This is a genomic window from Flavobacterium gelatinilyticum, from assembly GCF_027111295.1.
Classification (GTDB): domain Bacteria; phylum Bacteroidota; class Bacteroidia; order Flavobacteriales; family Flavobacteriaceae; genus Flavobacterium; species Flavobacterium gelatinilyticum.
Window position 1 is genome coordinate 300378 of the sequence record NZ_CP114287.1, and the last position, 19532, is coordinate 319909.

16 protein-coding genes are annotated in these 19532 nt (G+C 34.3%); 2 read left to right on the plus strand and 14 right to left on the minus strand.

Features of this window, described 5'->3' with window-relative positions; translation table 11 throughout:
- Positions 1 to 56: 56 nt before the first annotated feature.
- The 10 genes from OZP11_RS01105 to OZP11_RS01150 all read right to left on the minus strand — a co-directional run bounded on the left by OZP11_RS01105 (position 57) and on the right by OZP11_RS01150 (position 11890).
- Positions 57 to 2588, minus strand: a complete 2532-nt coding sequence (locus OZP11_RS01105) for a PIG-L family deacetylase (protein ID WP_281233398.1) — start codon at positions 2586 to 2588, stop codon at positions 57 to 59.
- 169 nt (positions 2589 to 2757) lie between these two features.
- Positions 2758 to 4383: an LVIVD repeat-containing protein gene (locus tag OZP11_RS01110; RefSeq protein ID WP_281233399.1), complete on the minus strand. Its 1626-nt coding sequence runs from the start codon at positions 4381 to 4383 to the stop codon at positions 2758 to 2760.
- Between the two features lie 208 nt (positions 4384 to 4591).
- Complete coding sequence (locus OZP11_RS01115; RefSeq protein WP_281233400.1) at positions 4592 to 5107, minus strand: hypothetical protein; 516 nt, start codon at positions 5105 to 5107, stop codon at positions 4592 to 4594.
- Between the two features lie 192 nt (positions 5108 to 5299).
- A complete protein-coding gene (locus tag OZP11_RS01120) occupies positions 5300 to 7132 on the minus strand; it encodes a BamA/TamA family outer membrane protein (RefSeq protein ID WP_281233401.1) in 1833 nt (610 codons plus the stop codon).
- Positions 7133 to 7221: 89 nt separating this feature from the next.
- Positions 7222 to 8322: an AI-2E family transporter gene (locus tag OZP11_RS01125; RefSeq protein WP_281233402.1), complete on the minus strand. Its 1101-nt coding sequence runs from the start codon at positions 8320 to 8322 to the stop codon at positions 7222 to 7224.
- A gap of 113 nt (positions 8323 to 8435) precedes the next feature.
- Positions 8436 to 8966, minus strand: coding sequence for a mechanosensitive ion channel domain-containing protein (locus OZP11_RS01130; protein ID WP_281233403.1), 531 nt, complete (start codon positions 8964 to 8966; stop codon positions 8436 to 8438).
- Positions 8967 to 8977: 11 nt separating this feature from the next.
- Positions 8978 to 9562 (minus strand): Maf-like protein, encoded by a 585-nt coding sequence (locus OZP11_RS01135; RefSeq protein ID WP_281233404.1) that lies wholly within the window; start codon positions 9560 to 9562, stop codon positions 8978 to 8980.
- Positions 9555 to 10478 (minus strand): geranylgeranylglycerol-phosphate geranylgeranyltransferase, encoded by a 924-nt coding sequence (locus OZP11_RS01140; protein WP_281233405.1) that lies wholly within the window; start codon positions 10476 to 10478, stop codon positions 9555 to 9557. The genes OZP11_RS01135 and OZP11_RS01140 overlap by 8 nt, the downstream gene beginning before the upstream one ends.
- A 139-nt stretch (positions 10479 to 10617) precedes the next feature.
- Positions 10618 to 11145, minus strand: coding sequence for a KdsC family phosphatase (locus tag OZP11_RS01145; protein WP_281233406.1), 528 nt, complete (start codon positions 11143 to 11145; stop codon positions 10618 to 10620).
- The gene (locus OZP11_RS01150; RefSeq protein WP_281233407.1) at positions 11129 to 11890 is read right to left on the minus strand and encodes a Rossmann-like and DUF2520 domain-containing protein; all 762 of its coding nucleotides are present in this window, start codon (positions 11888 to 11890) and stop codon (positions 11129 to 11131) included. Before OZP11_RS01150 ends, OZP11_RS01145 begins: the two co-directional genes overlap by 17 nt.
- Before the next feature lie 155 nt (positions 11891 to 12045).
- Here OZP11_RS01150 and OZP11_RS01155 point away from each other — a divergent pair, with 155 nt between their 5' ends.
- Both OZP11_RS01155 and OZP11_RS01160 read left to right on the plus strand, forming a co-directional pair.
- A complete protein-coding gene (locus OZP11_RS01155; protein ID WP_281233408.1) occupies positions 12046 to 13125 on the plus strand; it encodes a hypothetical protein in 1080 nt (359 codons plus the stop codon).
- Positions 13126 to 13397: 272 nt separating this feature from the next.
- Positions 13398 to 16607 carry a cytochrome c biogenesis protein CcsA gene (locus tag OZP11_RS01160; RefSeq protein WP_281233409.1) on the plus strand — a complete coding sequence of 1070 codons (3210 nt, stop codon included), beginning with the start codon at positions 13398 to 13400 and terminating at the stop codon, positions 16605 to 16607.
- A gap of 70 nt (positions 16608 to 16677) precedes the next feature.
- Here OZP11_RS01160 and OZP11_RS01165 read toward each other — a convergent pair whose 3' ends face one another.
- The 4 genes from OZP11_RS01165 to OZP11_RS01180 all read right to left on the minus strand — a co-directional run bounded on the left by OZP11_RS01165 (position 16678) and on the right by OZP11_RS01180 (position 19224).
- On the minus strand, positions 16678 to 17418 hold the full coding sequence (locus OZP11_RS01165) for a DUF3667 domain-containing protein (protein WP_281233410.1): 741 nt from the start codon (positions 17416 to 17418) through the stop codon (positions 16678 to 16680).
- Between the two features lie 12 nt (positions 17419 to 17430).
- Positions 17431 to 17826 carry a DoxX family protein gene (locus OZP11_RS01170; protein WP_281233411.1) on the minus strand — a complete coding sequence of 132 codons (396 nt, stop codon included), beginning with the start codon at positions 17824 to 17826 and terminating at the stop codon, positions 17431 to 17433.
- 79 nt (positions 17827 to 17905) lie between these two features.
- A complete protein-coding gene (locus OZP11_RS01175; protein ID WP_281233412.1) occupies positions 17906 to 18694 on the minus strand; it encodes an anti-sigma factor in 789 nt (262 codons plus the stop codon).
- Positions 18694 to 19224, minus strand: a complete 531-nt coding sequence (locus OZP11_RS01180) for an RNA polymerase sigma factor (RefSeq protein WP_281233413.1) — start codon at positions 19222 to 19224, stop codon at positions 18694 to 18696. The genes OZP11_RS01175 and OZP11_RS01180 overlap by 1 nt, the downstream gene beginning before the upstream one ends.
- Positions 19225 to 19532: the final 308 nt, after the last annotated feature.

Here is a 19532-nt window from a genome sequence, read left to right on the forward strand (position 1 = left end):
ACCAAAACATAGGTGTAATTCTTTTCCCATTTTTTTGTTTTTTTAGCGTCCATATTTTATTGTTTTATGTCTTGTTTAGGAGCTTCTACAGGTTGTTTCAGCGAAATGATATTCGATAATAATCGGTAAGCTCCGGAAACACCCTCAGGTAATTCTCTAAAGAAACTCAAACCGGTATAAATGTAATATCCTTTTCCGTATGGAGCAACCAGTAAAGCACCATCTTTAGCCGATTCGCCTTTATCATGCGATGAAATAATAGGAGTGAAGGCAGGATCATATTGATTCGGATAATACAAGCCTTGTTCCTGCGTCCAGCCTTCGAAATCTTTGGCTGTAATTTTGTTTGGCGTATTTAAAACCGGATGATTTGGCGCCAGAAAAGTGATTTTTGCATTTTCCTCAGTCACACGATCATTAGATAGTTTTAAGGGATAAGGTGCTATTTTATCGGTTACGAGTTTTCCGTTTGTATTGTACTGTACAATCATGTTTTTACCGCTTTTTACAAAGTTGAATAAAATATTCTGCTTGTTAGCCAAGGCATGTACAGTGTTATACGCACGTATTCCGGTAATAACGGCACTAAAAGAATCCAATCGCTCAGGTGTAATTTCTTCCGGTTTTAAGATAGAAACTTTGTACCCCATCTGCATTAAACTCTCAGGAACTTCATCTCCCGCACCCATAATGTAGGCAATAGCATCTCCCGAAGTTTTTAAATCAATTCGGATGCATTTGGATTCAGCTGGTTTTAAAACCATTTGTTTGGTTATATGACTGAATTCAATAATTGTCTGATCTCTGTCAAAACGTTTGTTGTCAACAACGGCTACGCTTTTTGCTGTAACTTCTTCAGGATTTAAAGGAGGTGTTACTTCAAAGTAAAAAACTTGTTCTGTACCTTTTTTATCCAATGCAAACGGAATCTGTTTTGGCGATACGCTCCAGCTTTTAGGCAATTCCAACTGTAAATTCCCTTTTAAATCATCTTTTCCGGCACGAACTTTTACCGGAATCATTTTGCTTTTTGTATCTCTAAAGACCAAAACTCTTTCGAGAATAGAAGTAGTTACTTCGGGAACAATATCAAGGAAATTATACATTTCGCCTTTTACACCGTCATTGTATTTGTAAACAACAGTGCGTTCAAAAGGAATTTCGACACCATTTATTTTAATAGTAAAAACAACTTTTACATTTCTGATAATATCCGGAACTCCAATTATTTCCTGATTTGATACAGTGTACATTCCAACCGTTGCTTTTTCTTTTAACCAATAAGGCTGTGTATATTCGATAGCATCAGGAAGCTGTAATGATAAACTGATTCTTTGGTCGTTATTGTTTCTTAAAACCGTATTCTGAATCGTTGTTTTATTGTCCGGAAGTGTCGTAACACTTACTAACTGCATGTCAACAGCACATCTGTTAATAGCTTCAAGGCTTAAATTTACAGTGCTTCCGGGCGTTGCTTCCTGTTCGCTGGCAACAGCTTCAAGATACAAACCGGAACAAGAGGCTATGATATTTTTTACAGCTTCAGCTTTAATGGTTTTCCAGTGGCTGTCTTCTAAATTTTGAATCATTCCGTAGACTTTTACCAAATCCGGAATGCTTGCAAATGGATTATTGAAATTATATTTTGAAATAATTGACGAAATGAGATCACCAACAGGTTTTCCGTTTTTTACACGATTCCAGGAAGTATCGATTCCATCAAACAAATCGTCTTTATTGACTGGCTTTTCACCATTGATAAGTTCTAAATATTCGGTTTCTTCGCCGCGTACACCGGTGCTTCCAAATCCTTGTGACTGGTGTCGGCTTCGGCTTAAAGCGGCAATTTCCTGATTGGATTTTCCGGTTCCGTTATAGTAAACACCCGTTTCTAATTTTGTAAACTTGGTTTTGTTAGCAGCATCAAATTTTTCCTGGCTTCCGTAAAACCACCATGAAGGATTAAAGAACTGGCGTTTTACCTGCCATGGCTGTACATATTTTAATTGCTCAGGATAAATTTTAGGATCGTTGGTTAGTTTAAAACTCTCTACACTCAGCATTGCTGATGATGTATGATGTCCGTGTGTAGTTCCGGGAGAACGATGATCAAATCTGTTTATGATGATATCCGGCTGAAATTTTCTGATAGTCCAGACTACATCGGCCAGGACTTTATTTTTGTCCCAAATTTCTAAAGTCTCATCCGGATTTTTTGAAAAACCAAAATCATTGGCTCTTGAAAAAAACTGTTCACCGCCGTCTATTTTTCGGGCTTCAATTAATTCCTGAGTACGTATAACGCCCAATAATTCACGCAATTGAGGTCCAATTAAGTTTTGTCCTCCATCACCGCGGGTAAGCGATAAATATCCGGTTCTGGCATTCATTTCATTTGCCAGATACGAAATCATTCGGGTATTTTCGTCATCAGGATGCGCAGCAAGATATAAAACTGAACCTAAAAAGTTTAATTTTTTAATCTGATTGTAAATTTCGACTGAATTTGGCTTTTGCGGCTGTTGTGCAAATGAAATCTGAAAACCTATAAAAAATAGAAGAAGGATATAAACCTGTATTTTTCGCATCGTATTAGTAAATTGTTTTTTGAAATAGCTTCAAAAATACTAATTATTTTACGGAACAGTATTTAAATGAAATGTTAATGCCGGTTAAATTAATTTATTTTGAAAGAAAACAAAAAAGCTGCCAGATTAGTACTGACAGCTTTTCGATTCTTTTTGAATTTAAACTCGGTTATTTTAGTTTATTCTCAGTGTCTTTGTATGTTCCTGTGATCGTAACATTGCTTCCTTTTGTAACTTTTCCGTAAATAGTTATAGTAGAATCGTTACCCACAAATTCGATTTTTGCACCGCTGTTTAAAAGCAGGTTACCCCAGATTACAACTGATCCTTCAACACGAAGTACCGCACCACTGTTGATTGTAAGCTGTGTAGGGTTTGCCTGAAGGTATTTACCCTGAGATAAACTTCCTCTCATATTAAATGTACCATTGCTGTTTAATATTAGGTCGCTTAAAACAGCGATTGATCCACAGTGAGTTAATATTGCTCCAGAATTTACAATAGCTGAATTGATAGCTGTTGCTCCCTGATACGATTTAATGTCATTAGAATTTAAAATCAGGTTAGCTCCCTGATTGTATACAGGATATGTTAAGCAGCTGGCAAAAGTAGCGTTTGGTTTTTCCATTTTAATGATTTTCAAACCGCCTGTTCCGCTTGCAACATAAATATAGTTACCGCTTGATTTTACATAGTTTGAAGAACCCGCAATACCTACATTACCTAATAAATTAAGCTGAGAAGCTGACTGGTATACATTTAATCCTAATGCACCGTTTGCTACGAATGCATAACCGTCGTTTATTGAAACGGCATTGGTAACATTATCTTCTGCAGCAGCTGGTATAGCAATAGTCTGCGATTTCACACCGCTGTTGATGTCGTAAACACCAAGACCATTTGGACCTTCAGAAACAAAAAGTTTTGTTCCTTCGATATCCATGGTTCTTTTAGCACCGCTGATATCGGTAGAAGTGGTGAAGCTTTTTTGTAGAGCTAAAGTCGCTGGATTGTAAATATTTACACCTTTTGTACCGCTTAAAGTCACTAATTTATCTGTACTTAAGGCAATAGAACGTAAATCAGCAACAGTAACTTTTCCTTCTGCTGCTTTTGTAGAACTGTTTATTTTAAATAAACTTCCGTTATCTCCTGTTACGGCAAAATAAGCAGATGAATTAGCAGCAACGTCTGTAGTTACTCTGCTTTCTAAATAATTGGTAGTAAATTTATCTGTAAGTAATCCTGAGCTTAACGGCATGTTAAATACCAAAGCAGGATTTGATTTAAGTAAAGGATCTTTATCAATGTCTTTTGCCGCTCCAATAATTAAATTACCATTAGAGTAGGTAAGAGACGTAATATCAGTATTAGGTATTAAAGCTGATGTTACTAATTTTGGCTTGTAAGGATCTGAAACGTCGATAACGTCAATAGCTCCTGAATACACATCGCCTCTCATGATATAAGAAACGTAAGCATAATTTCCGTTTACGGCAACATGACTTGCCTGTAACGTTCTGCCGTTGCTGTCAACCGGCGGTTTAACCTCTGCAATTTGTACCAGTGGGAATGAAGTTGCAGCTGTTGCTGCCATTCTTCCGGTTACATTGTTGTTCTCAATGGCGATTACTCCGGCATTGGTTAAATCAAGCCTTTTGTTTAAGGCAGCTTGATCTGAATTAATTGTAATGTTTTCTACAGCCTGATTATCAGTGTTGTTGTCATTGTTGTCATCACAACTGATAAAAAGAGAGATTGCTAATAATGAAAGCAAATAAACATTCTTTTTCATAACGGTGTTTTTAGGTTTTTAAAATTCGCTGCAAATATATGTCATAAAAATATTAGAATAAGACATTTTTCTTACGAAACTTACTGGCTTATAGTAATTTATATTAAATTTACAAAGAATTAACAAAAGATCCTAAAAATAAAATCAAAAAAAAAGAGAGTATCCTTTTTTTGATACTCTCTTGTATTGATTACTAGTAATTTAGCAATTATCTTCTTCCAGGACCTCCATGATGGTGGTCATCTCTGTCGTGACGATCGTGTTTTCCGTGGTGTTTATCGTGTTTGTCGTAATGTTTGTAATTTCTGTTATCATGACGACGCTCATTGTAACCATATACCGGTCTAGGTTTATAAGGTCTTTGAGCCGGTCCGTGATATCCTCTGTAATATTTAACTTTATGAGCTTTAAAGTGATTATAAGGAGTTCTTCCGTGGTAATCTGTCAAAACTACTTTGTAACCTCCGTATAAATCATAGTTTCTGTATTGTCTTGGTAAATAAGTTGTTCTAACCCATTTTCCTCTTCCGTAATAAATAAACTGCGAAGCACGAACATCATAATACGCTTCAATATCAGGAAGATAATAATATTCCATTTCTGTATATCCTGCAGGTCCCCAGGCTGGAGGTGTTCCAATATTTACGTTTACAGATACCTGAGCTTGTGCGGCGTTTGCAACCAAAAGAAATAATCCGGCGATTGCTATTTTTATTGTTTTCATCTTTTCTAAAGTTTAATTGTTACTCCTGTATAGAGATTTCCATATACCGTGCCAAAAGTAAAAAAACAATTGCATTATGTCGAATAAATGTGCGCTTTGACGAGTGGACTACCGCGTGGTTATTGGGTAAAATGCTGATAATGAAATGTTTTTATAAAAATAAAAAAGCAGCAGATTTCTAATTTATTCTGATTATTTATAATCGACAATTCTTGGTTTTGCAAGCTCAAAACTCTGCAGGCCATAGTCTGTAGTTTCAAAAGTATTGGTTTTAAAAACGTTATCGCCCTGAAACGGAATACTTGGATAATAAGATAATGAAAGCTGAAAGGAACTAAATACCAAATAGTCATTACTTATTAATAGACCTAAGGTAAGTTTTGAATACGCTTTGCTTTTAATCATGGCATTATCAGGATCGCCCATAACAGCAATCGAATAATTAAAAAACGGATTTAAACGGAATCCCCATAACGCATACGGAGAATACGTCTGCGTTTGCAGCGACAAAATAGCTTTGCTGGTTCCGTACAAAGCTGCATTGAATCCTGCGAGGCCGTTTCGCTCATTCACATTTAGTACGTCGCCAACAATATCATCACGGTTCATTCCTACAACCACTTTGGGATTAACGAATTGGCGCAGTTTCCAGGTTCCAAGATTGAATAATTTGGTAAAATAATTGGATTCAAGCAAAAAAGCGGTCTGATACGTTTTGGACTGATGAAAGAAAGTTCCGGCTTCAAAATTCATGCTCAGAAAACCAAATTTGTAATAATTGCCAAAAGAAAACTGGGCGCCCACATAAGGCCTCCAAAAGGTGTTTTTGTACTGATAACCAAAGGTAATCCCGTAAATTCGTCCAATAGGAACGTCTTCGACTTGTCCGTTTCTAAAAATATAATTGTCCTTGATAAATTTACGTCTGTTTAATCCAACTCCCATTAAAAGCAGTTTTTCGCTTGCGTAGAAATGAGTCGGATCGTAAATAGAATCCGGTGTTTCAGTATATTCCTGATTTAAAAAGCGGGCCGAAACAATCAGATTGGTAATGGCTTGGTTTTCATCTTCGAATACTTTTGTGGCCTTTCCAATCCACATATCCTGAAAATTGTATTTAAAAGGCTGAAACTTATAAGTTGAATCAGGAGCCTGCAGACTGTCTCTTCTAAAACTTTGTCCAACAAAAACACCGCCCGCCCATTTCGTTAGAGGAGAATAGAAATCCCTTTCAATATCAATGCTTTTGAGATAATTGTTATCTAAATCTACATTATAGTGCAAAGTAGTTCCTATATACGTGTTTTTGATGTTCGGAACTGTATAAATAACGTCATTGGCATTGGCACCATCGCTAAATCTGTTGGTAAAGCGATATTCTAGCTGCTGGCCAGTCCCAAAAAAGTCTTTTTCTTTAACTCCCACAGAAACCCTGCTGCTGGATATAGAAAATCTCGGAATGGTGCTCCAGGAATCCAAAACACGGATGGTTACGTCAACGGAATCAGATGCCGGACTAGCCAGTTCATTTGTAATTCGCACGGCAGTAACGTAGCGCTGCGAACGAATCAAACGCTCAGATTCCTGAACTTTATAAGGATCATAAGGTGTGTTTCGTTTAAATAACAGCAGATTGTAAATCGCTATTTTTTTGGTTTTGAGATGAAAACGATTACCGGTTCTTTCAGCCCAGTTTTTGGGTGCTGCCGCAGTATCTGAAATCGAAAATCCAAACGGATCCAGCGTCACGATATTGATCTTGCGGATAATTTTTCCTTCATAGCGTTCTGTATCACTTGGCTCAATAATCTGATCTTTTTTTCGCGGTTTTTTTGACCTGAAAAGAAGTTTGTGAAGTGTCTGGGTAAATTTATTTTTTTTAGAATAATTCTTGATTTTTGTATAAATCTCTGTACTGTCCTTTTTCTGAGGTTTTTCTGTTGTTGTTTTATCTGTCTGGGCAAAGATGCTTTGAAAACAAAAGCAAAAGAAAATAAGAATAAATATTTTTCTATTTGGTGACATTCAGATTTATTATTAGACGTAATACAGGCGTTTATTTCTATGTGAATTTAAAGCAAATAAACTTACAATTTTTAAATGAGTGAATTATTTTAGTTTTCAGTTTTAACGCGTCTGACTCTCCACGTAAATCGTCTCGGAATATGATTTCCCATCAGATAACCCCATGGTTCAAGCGGTTCGATTCGGTCAAAAATTATTTTCAGGATAGCCAGCAGCGGGATAGCAAGGAACATTCCGGCAATTCCGGCCGCTGCACCGCCTACAATGATGCCCATGATCGAAACAAAAGCGTTTATTTCTACCTTTGAATTGATAATAAGCGGTACAAGTAAATTATTATCTATAAACTGAACAATGATATTTACGATCAAAATTCCAAGAATCATAGAAATTTCAGCAGATCCTGTTAAAGATGCTAAAACGGTTATAATTCCGGCAATTAAAATCCCAATATACGGTACAAGATTTAAGATTCCGGTAATTAATCCCAGCAGAATAAAATATTTAATTCCGATAATCCACAATCCTAAACTGGTTAAAACGGCTACAACTATCAGCTCGATAATTAAACTGACGATATAATTATTAATGGAAACTTTTATCTGTGAAAGAATATCTTTTAAAACCGGATGATTTTCTTTTTTTATCAGTTTGGCAAAAAACAGCTTGAAGTGTTCTTTATATATCAAAAATAAGAAAGTGTATATAACCACAATGGTACTGTCTAAAAGAACATCGCTCATGGATACAATAAAAGATCCCAAAGTTGCCTGACCGTTTTTAACCGAATCTTTAGTCACGGTATCAATATATTTTTTTTGCTCGCCAATGCTTACCTGAAAATTCTCTCTTATAAATTTATGAATTTCGATAATAAACGAATTGGCGTTTTTCTTAATCGTGTCAAAATCATTGGCCATATACGTAACCTGATACGATATAAAAACCAGAATCCCGACAATGACGGAGAGAAATAAAACCATGCAGACAATCGCGGCAAGATGTCTGGGAAATTTAAGTTTTGTATTTAAAAAGGTAAAAATTGGCAGGAGCAGTACTGCAAATAAAAATGCCATTAAAACAGGCGTGAGGATATCTTTGGTAATACAGAATATGTAAGCAAATGAAATTAAACTTACTAATATGCACGCAAGTTTTGCATAAAATGGCAATTTTAATGGTTGAATCATTTTTGATGGAATTTTATTAGATATATGTAAAATGGTTAAGCAAATATTACGATTTCTTTAAATTAAATCGTTCCAGCTTTTCCTATTTACGTTATAAAATTTCCATTCAAAAATTAATCAAAAAACTCTTTTTCCTCGTAATTCGACGGCATTATAGAGATTCCTTTTTGCAACAGAAGATTATTAGGAAAAACAATGCGCTCTCCGTCTTTGGTTTTTAAATTGACATGAAAAGTACTGATGTCTTCAATTTCAGCTTCGATAGGGAAGTCCTTATCGTGAATTTTGATGGTATCGCCAATCCTGAAAGGAAATGAAAAAAATAAAACCATTCCCGATGTTATATTACTAAGAATAGACCATTGTGCAAACATTGCTACCCCAATAACGGTTGCGATAGACGATATGGTGATAAAAATATCTTTTGTTTCAACTCCCCAGATTACAATTAAACTAACTGTAATCAGGATATTCATTAAAATATTGATGTATTTGATAATTAGATTGGTACGGTGTTCAAATATCTGACTTGAACTGGCAAATCTTTTTACTAAATTGGCAACTATAACTCGTAATACCAATAAAATAATAAGAAGAATTACGGTTGCAAATATTTCGTGGCTGTACTCTTTAAATGAAAACATATTATAATTTTTTACACTAATGTAGTCAAATATTCGTAAACTTTGGCTGTTGGCAGTCCCATAACATTGGTATAAGAACCTTCAACTTTTGTAACTGCCATAAAACCAAACCATTCCTGAATTCCATAAGCGCCGGCTTTATCATAAGGTTTGTAGTTTTCGATATAATACAAAATTGCTTCGTCTGACAGTTCTTTAAAAGTAACTTTTGTAACATCGTGCAAGAGGGCAGAAGCTTTATTGGTTTTAAAACAAACCGATGTAATGACTTCATGAGTTGTATTCGACATCGATTTAATCATCTGAAAAGCATCTTCGGCATTTTTTGGTTTTCCTAAAGCTTTATCTTTAAGCCAGACAATTGTGTCGCTTGTTATCAGTATTTCGTTATCATTCAGCTCGCCATCAAAAGCACTGGCTTTTAATTCGGCCAAATAATCAGTAATTTCAACCGCTTTTAATTCCGGAGGATAAATTTCTTCAACATCTTTTAACCGGATTTCAAAATCAAGGTCCAGATCTTTAAAAAATTGCTGCCTGCGGGGCGATCCCGATGCCAGAATTAATTTATATTTCTTAAGTTTTTCTTTAAGCATTGAATTGAATATTTAAGCTGATGACTAGCACGGATAAAATTCCGAAGAATAAAATCAGTTTTAAAATAGTACTCAGATGATGAAAATCCTTTTGCGTTTTGGCTCCAAATATTTTTACAATAAAATATAACAAAGGAGCTAAAACCGTGGCAAATGTGTAAAACGTTACAATCAACAGATTATTTTCAAAAAAATATTTATTTATGTAAAGTGCACAAAGAATAAAGGGAATTACAGCAAATCCCAAAGCGATTTTGGCTGCCCTGCTTTTTCCTATTGCAATAGGCAGCGTATTCATTCCCTGATTGTAATCGCCGTCCATATCTTCGATATCTTTCACTATTTCGCGAACAAAATTGATCATAAAAGCAAAAACAGCATAATCTATTAATATCGAAAATAAACTGGCCATTTGTGCCTGGTTTTCTGAAGTTGTAGCCGGAAAAAGATCAAAAACGCCAATAATCAAAACGCTGATGGAAAGAAGTAAAGCAACCACAAAATTTCCTAAAATCATGATCTGCTTTAGGTTTGTGGCGTAAAAATAAAGAAGCGAAGCAATAAAAATAAACAACGAAGCAAACATTGGTCTCATAATTACATTCGATAAATAAAAACCTAATACAACGCCTGTAATATTAAGTCCGATATAAATATTGTACGCTCTGGTTTCTGAAATTCCTCTGCCAATAACCACATCATTGGGTTTATTAATGGTATCTGTAGGAACATCGTAAATATTGTTGATTACATATCCGGCAGCGGCAATTAAAACCGTACTTAAAACCAAAAGTCCGTACTGCCAGTCAGCCAGCGCCAAAGGCACTTTTTGCTGTACAAATGAATAACGAAACAAAACCTGCATAAAAGCAAGCATCAGTAAATTTTTATATCGAATTAATTTTAGGTATTTCATTTTTTTATAGGTTCTGAGGGGCTAAGGTGCTGTTTTTTTTTAAGTTACATAGATACAGAGTGACAAAGCGGTAAAGATTTCTGTGTCTAGTAATAATTATCTAAAAATCTAAAATCTAAAATCTGCAATCTAAAATCATTTAATCGTGTTGTCCGTTAAAATATTCCATCCATTTTCCTTGTACTTTCATAACCTGTTCGATTACGTCGCGGGCAGCGCCTCTTCCGCCTTTTACGTGCGAAATGTAGCGGCAGATGTTTTTAATTTCAGGAGTTGCATCCTGTGGAGAGGTTGGTAAACCTACCAATTTCATTACATGATAATCCGGAATATCATCGCCCATGTATAAAACCTGTTCCGGTTTAATGTTGTTAGTTTCAGTATATTCTTTAAATGTTTTTACTTTATCAGGAGTTCCTAAATGAATATCGGTAATTCCTAAATTCTGAAGCCTTACGCGGACCCCTTCATTGCTTCCTCCAGAAATGATGCAGACATGGTAACCGCTTTCAACTGCAGCTTTCATTGCATAACCGTCGCGAATATTCATCGTACGAAGAATTTCTCCTTCTGTGGTTACAAAAACCGAACTGTCTGTAAGTACGCCATCAACATCAAAAATAAATGTTGTAATGTCGTTCATCATTTCTTTATAACTTTTTGCCATTATTCTGTATAGATTGTGTTAGTATTTTGTAAATATTTTTTTGATTTTCATTGGTAATATAAGCCATATGCGCATCTGTGGTAACCGAGTCATGACGTTTAGCAGGTCCGGTTTGTGCGTCTGCCGGATTCAGCGTTTTAATTTTTTCGGCTGTTTCCTGAATTAAAGGACCCAGTACTTCAAAAGGAACTTGATGTTCTTCGCAGATTTCATGCCCAATCTGATATAAATGATTCGTGAAGTTATTTACAAAAACAGCGGCCACATGAAGTGCTTTTCGCTGTTCTGAACTTATAGGATAAACAGAGTTGGAAATGCTGTTTGCTGCTGTTTCTAAAACAATATAATCTTCTGATTTTTGCGTTTCTAAACAAATGGGAATCACTGAAAAATCGACTTCTTTATTTTTAGAAAAAGTCTGCAGCGGATAAAAAACGCCTTTTCTGTTCTTTGAATCCAGAACATCAATAGGAGTAGTACCTGAAGTATGAACCACTAATCGGTTTTCAAAAGGCAGCTGAGAAGAAACTTCTGAAATAGCATTATCTGAAACCGAAATAATATACAAATCAGCTTCTTGTAGCGCTGTAAAATCGGTTGTAATTTTTTCTGAATCAAGAAGATGAGTGAGCGCTTCTTTTTTTCTCGAAAATGCCTGAACAATTTCAACAAGATTACTTGCAGAAAAAGCTTTTATTAAATGCTGGGCAACATTTCCGGAACCAATAATCGTTATTCGAATCATATCGCAAAATTAGTATTATTTTTTAAAAACCAGAACAGTCTTTTTTTAGTTTAGATATTGTACTTTAATCTATTCATTCCATTATTTTCTTAACATATTTAAATTTGATTATGTGTTTGAATTTTTATAATATTGACAGAAATTAATTAATAAATATGAAAAAAATAATTACTTCTATTGCTTTTTTATTATTAACAAATATTGTTTTCTCTCAAGAGATAGGAGACGGGTATGCCCCGGCAGCTTTACAAGACTTTTCGGTTGCACTTAAATCAGGGATTTACAATGGGTATTACGGTACTCTTCAATATCTTAATGAACCAACAAAAGGTGTAACTCCAGACGTAAGTAATCCATGGCAGCATTTATTTACTATGAGACATACAGGTAGAAATAATAATTATCAATTACAAATTGCCTCATCATTTGCAGTTAATGATCGATTATTTTTTAGAAAGATTGTTGGAGGGGATTTATCACCTGTAAATACATCATGGGTTGAATTAGCTACTCGAGAAGCTAACACTTTTACAGGAAATCAAATTATAAGTGGAAATGTGGGAATTGGCACAACTAATCCAAGATCTGTTCTTGATGTAGCAAAAACAACAGGAAATGGTATTCTATCCACAGTATTTGCAAGATTAGCTGAAGGTGATTCAGTTGGCGACGGAACTTTTTTAGGAGTAAGAAGCTATAATACCTCAGTAGTTAATGGTAAATCTTTCTCAATTGAACATAGTTTTTATAATCTTACAAATAGTTCAATTAACTTTTTTAGAGGTGGAGGTACCCTTGGAGGAGGGATTTCTTTTAATACAAATAACAATAAGGAACAGATGATAATAAATTCTAATGGCTATGTAGGTATTGGTATAACAAATCCTAAAAACCATTTAGATGTAAACGGAACAATTCATTCTAAGGAAGTAAAAGTTGATATGACAGGATGGTCAGATTTTGTATTTAAAAAAGAATATAATTTGCCAACTTTGGCAGAAGTAGAAAATCATATTAAAGAAAAAGGTCATCTTAAAAATATCCCTACTGAGGAAGAAGTTTTGAAAAATGGTATCAATTTAGGTGAAATGAATGCTAAACTTTTACAAAAAATTGAAGAACTCACACTATACTCAATTCAACAATCAAAGGAAATAGAAATATTAAAAGAAGAAAACAAATCATTTAAAGATCTTTCTGAAAGAATATCGAAAATTGAGAAAAAAATGAAATAATAGTTTTTTTAAGAAGATGTTTAAATCCTTATAAACAAATAAATCAGTTTAATCCTTTGTTATGGATTAAACTGATTTATATTTAATTACCCTTTCTTGTACTAAGAAACAGCATTGATCAAAATACAAAAATGAAAGAATCCCTTTAATTTATTTAATATATGACAGATAAACGGCTGGTTTATTTGGTTTTTATTAACAAATTACAAGTATCTCAAATCAACATTTTTAAGTACTTTTGTCGCACTTTATATCAATGTAATTCCTAAGAAATGGATAAAAAAATATTCTCTTTTTTGTTTTCTACACGTTTAATGGCCGTTCTTTTTTTAACATTCGCAATTGCAATGGGTATTGGAACTTTTATCGAAAGTAAATACAATACCGATACAGCCAGAATTTTAATTTACAATACCTGGTGGTTCGAAGCTATAATGGTTATTTTCGTGATTAATTTCTTCGGAAATATTAAAAAATACCAGCTTCTTAAAAAAGAAAAATGGGCGACTTTATTACTTCACCTGTCTTTTATTTTTATCCTTGTTGGAGCATTTATTACAAGATATATTAGTTATGAAGGAATGATGCCGATTCGTGAAGGAGCGACAGAAAATCAGTTGTATTCTGATAAAACATTCTTAACTGTTTTTGCTGACGGTGAATATAAAGGAGAAATGAAACGCAGGGTTTTCGAAAAAAGTCTGCTGCTTTCTCCGGTTACCAATAATGATTTTACAATTTCCGGAAAGTTTGACGAAACTCCTTTTGAAGTAACATACTCTAAGTATATTATGGGAGCCAAAGAAGTCGTTAAAGAAGATCCAAACGGTACTTTATATCTTAAATTAGTCGAAGCCGGTGCCGGCGGACGTGAAGAACATTACCTGAAAGAAGGTGAAGTGCAAAACATTCACAATGTATTATTTGCCTTAAACAAACAGACAGATGGTGCGATCAACATCAATACTACTGGTGAAAAATTTACAATCCAGACTCCTTTTGAAGGTGAATATATGCGAATGGCAGATCAGGTTAAAGGAAAAGTAACCAAAGATGATGTACAGCCTTTAATGATGCGTTCTTTATACAGCATTGGCGATATTCGTATCGTTTTTCCTGATATGCCGATGAGAGGTAAAATCGATTACGAATCAAGTAACGATTTTAAAGCAAAAGAACATTCAGATGCTTTGGTTGTAAAAGTAAAAGCAGAAGGACAGGAGAAAGAAGTAATGCTTTTAGGATCTAAAGGAAGCGTTGGAGAACCAAAAACAGTGAAAATTGGTAATATTGAATATTCTTTATTTTTTGGAAGTAAAGCGTATGTACTGCCATTTCAGATTAAACTAAATGATTTTATCGCAGACAAATATCCGGGAACAGAAAAAAGTTATTCTTCTTTTAAAAGTAAGGTTACTGTAATTGATTCTACAGAAACTTTTGATGCAGATATTTATATGAACCACGTTTTAGATTATAAAGGATATCGTTTCTTCCAGTCTTCATTTCATCCGGATGAAAAAGGAACTGTTTTATCTGTAAATCACGATTGGTGGGGAACTAATATTACGTATTTAGGATATTTTCTATTGTACATTGGTTTAATGGCCATTATGTTTACTAAACATTCTCGTTTTGGAGATTTGAAAAAGAAATTAGAAAAAATTCAAAAGAAAAAGGAAACACTGATTACGATTTTGTTTTTATTAATTGGTTTGAATGGTTTTGCTCAGGAAGCACCGCACGTTCATACGCCGGGGCATGTTCACGAACACGATCATAATCATAGTGCAGATCCAAACGATCATTCCAATCATGTTACAGCGCCGCCAAGTCAAAAGCAATTAGATTCATTATTGAATATTTTTAAAGCGCCTGAAGCACATGCTGCTAAATTTGGACGTTTGATTGTTCAGGATGCAGGAGGAAGGATGAAACCTATTAATACTTTTTCGTCAGAATTACTTCGTAAAGTAAGTCATAGTGATAAATATAACGGAATGAACTCTGATCAGGTCTTCTTGTCTATGACTCAATATGCTCAGGTTTGGATTCAGGTACCTATTATTTATCTTAATACAAAGGATGACAGTATTCGTAAAATTATTGGTCTTGACAGAAAAGCAAAACTGGCACCTTTTGTTAAGTTTTTTGATGAAAACGGAAACTATAAACTGGCACCTTATTTAGATGCAGCATACAAAGCAGCAAATCCAAACAGCTTTGAGAAAGATTTTATCGATACTGATAAAAAAGTAAACTTAATGGAATCTGCGTTAAGCGGCAGTATTTTAAGAATTTTTCCTGTGCCAAATGATCCGGGCAATAAATGGGTTTCGTATTTAGAACGCCAGAATCCGGGACTTAAAGGAATGGATTCTACGTATGTGAGTCAAATTATTCCGATGTACTTCCGAGCTTTAAATGACGGTTCTGTTTCAAAAAACTGGGACACAGCAGATCAGTTATTAGAAAGTATACACGGTTTTCAGAAGAAATTTGGAAGTAAAGTTCTTCCAAGTGAGCAAAAAGTAGATGCCGAAATTGCCTATAATAAATATGATATTTTCCAAAAGCTGCCTTATTGGTACATTACAGCTTCAATTTTCATGTTTATGTTTACAATCGTAAATATCTTTTTTGAGAAAAAATGGCTTCGTTATACTATAAATGGTTTCCATATCATTATAGGATTATTATTTGGACTTCATACATTAGGTTTAATTGCACGCTGGTATATTTCCGGTCACGCACCCTGGAGTAATGCTTACGAATCTATAGTATATGTAGCCTGGGCGACTATGTTCTTTGGACTGGCTTTTGACAGAAAATCAAAATTAACAGTAGCTTCATCTGCGTTTGTTACCGCAATGATTTTGATGGCGGCATACCTGAACTGGATTGATCCTGAAATAGCGAATTTACAGCCTGTTCTTAATTCATATTGGTTAATGATTCACGTAGCAGTAATTGTAGGAAGTTATGGTCCGACTGCTTTAGGAATGATTTTGGGTTTTGTTGCCTTGGTTTTAATCTTCTTTACAAATGATAAAAACAAAGCTAAAATGGATTTACATATTAAGGAAGTAAGTTATATTAACGAAATGGCCCTGACAATTGGTCTTATCATGCTGACTATCGGAAACTTCCTTGGAGGACAATGGGCAAATGAAAGCTGGGGACGTTACTGGGGATGGGATCCAAAAGAAACCTGGGCTTTAATCTCGATTATGGTTTATGCCTTTGTAATTCACGCTCGTTTTGTTCCGGCTTTGAGAGGAAAATGGATCTTTAACTTAATGAGTATGTTTGCTTTTATTTCGATCTTGTTTACCTATTACGGAGTAAATTTCCACTTAGTAGGTTTACATTCATACGCAAGCGGAGAAGCGCATTCGTTAAGCTGGATTTGGTACTGTATGGGAACCATAGCTGTAATTGGAGCTGTAACGTATCCTAAATACCGTAAATACTACAAATAGAGATATATTTATATAAATACAAAAGGGTTCAGCTTTAGCGGCTGAACCCTTTTTGTTTTACCGGTTAAAATTATTCAGGTATTTTTCCAAGAAGCAGCAGAATGATAATAAATACAATTATAAAGCATATCAGAAATATAAAATGACTTAAAAGACTTAGAAATAAGGCTTTTGTTTTTGATATTTTATTAAAAAACTGAATGTTGGTCCACAATGTCAACAGCACACCAATAAAATAAATTGTAGTGGTGAATTTTTGTATGTGCTGATAATCGGTATTGTTTAGGTAAATCAAAATGGGAAAAGTCAAAAGCTGTGCAAAAAGCCGCTGTGAAGCCTTGAAAGTATTCAGCACAAAAAATTCGACATAATTATAGCCCTGTTTTCTAAAAACAATATAAGTTCCTACAGTATAAAGCGGAATTGTAGCTATAATAATCCATGAAAAATGCGCTGCCTGCCACTCATTAAGTTCATCATAATTAAAATTTGAAGTTGACTTGTCCGGAAACAAATTAATATGAAAATAATGGTACAACACACCATAAAGCGTGGCTAAAACTACCACTAAAGACAAAGGTTTAAAATGCCTTACCCGTTTCCCTTCAATAAATTCCCTAACCGAATGTCCCGGTCTCGTAAATAATTGTTTTAATGAATATAAAATTCCTTTATCAAAATGAAGAAGACCATGCTGGATATCATGCCATAAAAAATGGGCATTTATTTTATGCGTATCAGCCGGTTGTCCGCAATTATTACAATAATGCCCTTTAAAAACCTGATGGCAGTTTTTACAGATAATTTCCATAGTATTTAAATTTTAAAGCTTATCATTTGATTTTGTTTTTCCAAAACCATTCGGGAACATAATCGTCAGCAGGACGCAGATTAGTAAAAAATTATATTCAGCACCGTTTCGGCCGCCGCCAACAACAAACCAGCCTTCTTTAAAATGAACCAGAACAATTCCCATCAGCAGTATAAAAATCGTTATAAATCCGGCAGGTTTTAAATATTTATTTAAAAGAAGAAGAATAGCGGCGATAATATGCGAGATTTTAATTGACCACGCCAGAAACACTCCAAAAGGGGCAAAGCCAATCTGATTTAAATACAGATTTCCAAAATCGTTGATTCCGTTATCGAAAATTCCAAAAACAGAATGTGTCAGGAGAATAATTGCCACCGCAATTCGTAAAAGTAAATTTCCGTTCATAAGCATATTCAGTTTAATCAAAAAAAGCGCATATTAACAGGGTTTAATATGCGCTTTGAAATTATAATTAGTTCCGTATTTAAACTTTTCCTAAAGTATACAATTGTTCCATTGTAGGCGTTAAACTTCCGCCGGCAGGTTCAAGGGTAATTCCAAATGCTTCAGCTGAATCAGTCTGGCTTACAGCAAAGATTTTCTGAGAGTTGCCTTCAAAATTATCCAGCAGACCAATGCTTGTAGGTGTAAGAACCGGACTTAGTTTTAAAGACCAAACCTGGTATACCATTCCTTTTGGAGGTGTTGGCAGACCTGCTGCATCAATATAAGTTGTTTTGGTCTCCTTGTTCCAGTATACTTTTGCAAACGATGAAGGAGAAACCGCCTGACCGCCAAGTGTTACACCTGTGTTTTTAATATCTCTTACGATACTAAGATTTTTCTCGGTTTCCTTATTCTGCTGGCTTAAAAAAGCAAAATCACGTTGTATTTTATTCTTTTCAGTACCAACAGTAGAAATAGCCTGTTTTGTTTTGGTAAGTTCTAAGGTCTGATAACCAAAACCTAACAATAACAATACCGCTGCAGCCCAGCCCACATATTGTGTCCAGTTTGAAGCTGGTTTCAAATCGACCACTTTTCCGTGTTTAAGCTCTAAACGTGCTTTAATTTTTTCAAAATTAGCAACAGAGTGGAAAGGAGCAAAGCTCGATGATAAAGCTACGATGGCTTTTTCTATTGCAATAATTTCCTTTTCTACTTCCGGGTTTGTTTTTGCTAATGCTGCAATTTCCAGATTTTCCTTTTCCGTTAATAAACCATAAACGTAAAGTTCCAGAATTCCTGATTCTATATATTCTTGTGCTTCCATTATATTTTTAGATAATTTCTTAAATCGTTAATACAGTTTCTGTTTTGAGTTTTGACAGTTCCAAGGGGCAGCGCCAGTTCTTCTGAAGCCTCCTGCTGGGTATATCCCTTAAAGAATAACAAATCAATAATTTCGATACATTTTGGTTTTAATTTTTTTACGAACTCCTGAATACCAATTGTATCAATCTTATTAATCATTTTATTGCTGTCATCTAACAGATTTACGAAATTATCTGAAGGAAGGTTTTTTTGACTGTTATTAAAATTTTTCGAACGAAGCTTATCTATTGAGGTATTTCTTGCAATATTAAGTATCCAGGTATAAAATCGCCCCTTACCTTCATTATAAGAATCAATATTTTTCCAGATTTTTACAAAAACTTCCTGCAAAACATCTTCTGCTTCTTCTCTGTTTTTTATTAAAACATTTATGACCGAAAATAAACTTTTAGAGTACATATCGTACAAATGGGTAAAAGCTCTTTCGTCTTTTTTGTAAATTAAAACTAACAATTCTTCTTGACTCATAGATAGGGATTTAAAGCTTAAACATAAATTTATTTTTCTTCTTAGTGGTAACGTGAGATAAAGATAATTTATTTTTTTGTGATTTTTTTTATTTTTTTTAACGACCTGAACCCTTGTAAAATAAGAGAAGTGAAAAAAAAATTACTTTTTTTCATTTTTTTTAAAACCAAAATCAATCTGTTTACGTAAATAAAAACAAAGAGCAATAAAACAGTTATTACTTACAAAAAAGGTTTTTAGGAACTGATACGCAGAGTTTATGGAAAATACTATAAAACTTACAATATTAATAGTAGGGCTGACAGCAG

Excerpts from the sequence above, each read along its gene's own strand:
- OZP11_RS01135 (WP_281233404.1), bottom strand. The coding sequence starts at position 9,562 with ATGCTTAAAGAAAAACTTAAGAAATATAAATTAATTCTGGCATCGGGA.
- OZP11_RS01180 (WP_281233413.1), bottom strand. The coding sequence starts at position 19,224 with ATGAGTCAAGAAGAATTGTTAGTTTTAATTTACAAAAAAGACGAAAGA.
- OZP11_RS01155 (WP_281233408.1), top strand. The coding sequence starts at position 12,046 with ATGAAAAAAATAATTACTTCTATTGCTTTTTTATTATTAACAAATATT.
- OZP11_RS01105 (WP_281233398.1), bottom strand. The coding sequence starts at position 2,588 with ATGCGAAAAATACAGGTTTATATCCTTCTTCTATTTTTTATAGGTTTT.
- OZP11_RS01120 (WP_281233401.1), bottom strand. The coding sequence starts at position 7,132 with ATGTCACCAAATAGAAAAATATTTATTCTTATTTTCTTTTGCTTTTGT.
- OZP11_RS01140 (WP_281233405.1), bottom strand. The coding sequence starts at position 10,478 with ATGAAATACCTAAAATTAATTCGATATAAAAATTTACTGATGCTTGCT.
- OZP11_RS01125 (WP_281233402.1), bottom strand. The coding sequence starts at position 8,322 with ATGATTCAACCATTAAAATTGCCATTTTATGCAAAACTTGCGTGCATA.
- OZP11_RS01160 (WP_281233409.1), top strand. The coding sequence starts at position 13,398 with ATGGATAAAAAAATATTCTCTTTTTTGTTTTCTACACGTTTAATGGCC.
- OZP11_RS01150 (WP_281233407.1), bottom strand. The coding sequence starts at position 11,890 with ATGATTCGAATAACGATTATTGGTTCCGGAAATGTTGCCCAGCATTTA.
- OZP11_RS01170 (WP_281233411.1), bottom strand. The coding sequence starts at position 17,826 with ATGAACGGAAATTTACTTTTACGAATTGCGGTGGCAATTATTCTCCTG.
- OZP11_RS01145 (WP_281233406.1), bottom strand. The coding sequence starts at position 11,145 with ATGGCAAAAAGTTATAAAGAAATGATGAACGACATTACAACATTTATT.
- OZP11_RS01165 (WP_281233410.1), bottom strand. The coding sequence starts at position 17,418 with ATGGAAATTATCTGTAAAAACTGCCATCAGGTTTTTAAAGGGCATTAT.
- OZP11_RS01115 (WP_281233400.1), bottom strand. The coding sequence starts at position 5,107 with ATGAAAACAATAAAAATAGCAATCGCCGGATTATTTCTTTTGGTTGCA.
- OZP11_RS01175 (WP_281233412.1), bottom strand. The coding sequence starts at position 18,694 with ATGGAAGCACAAGAATATATAGAATCAGGAATTCTGGAACTTTACGTT.
- OZP11_RS01110 (WP_281233399.1), bottom strand. The coding sequence starts at position 4,383 with ATGAAAAAGAATGTTTATTTGCTTTCATTATTAGCAATCTCTCTTTTT.
- OZP11_RS01130 (WP_281233403.1), bottom strand. The coding sequence starts at position 8,966 with ATGTTTTCATTTAAAGAGTACAGCCACGAAATATTTGCAACCGTAATT.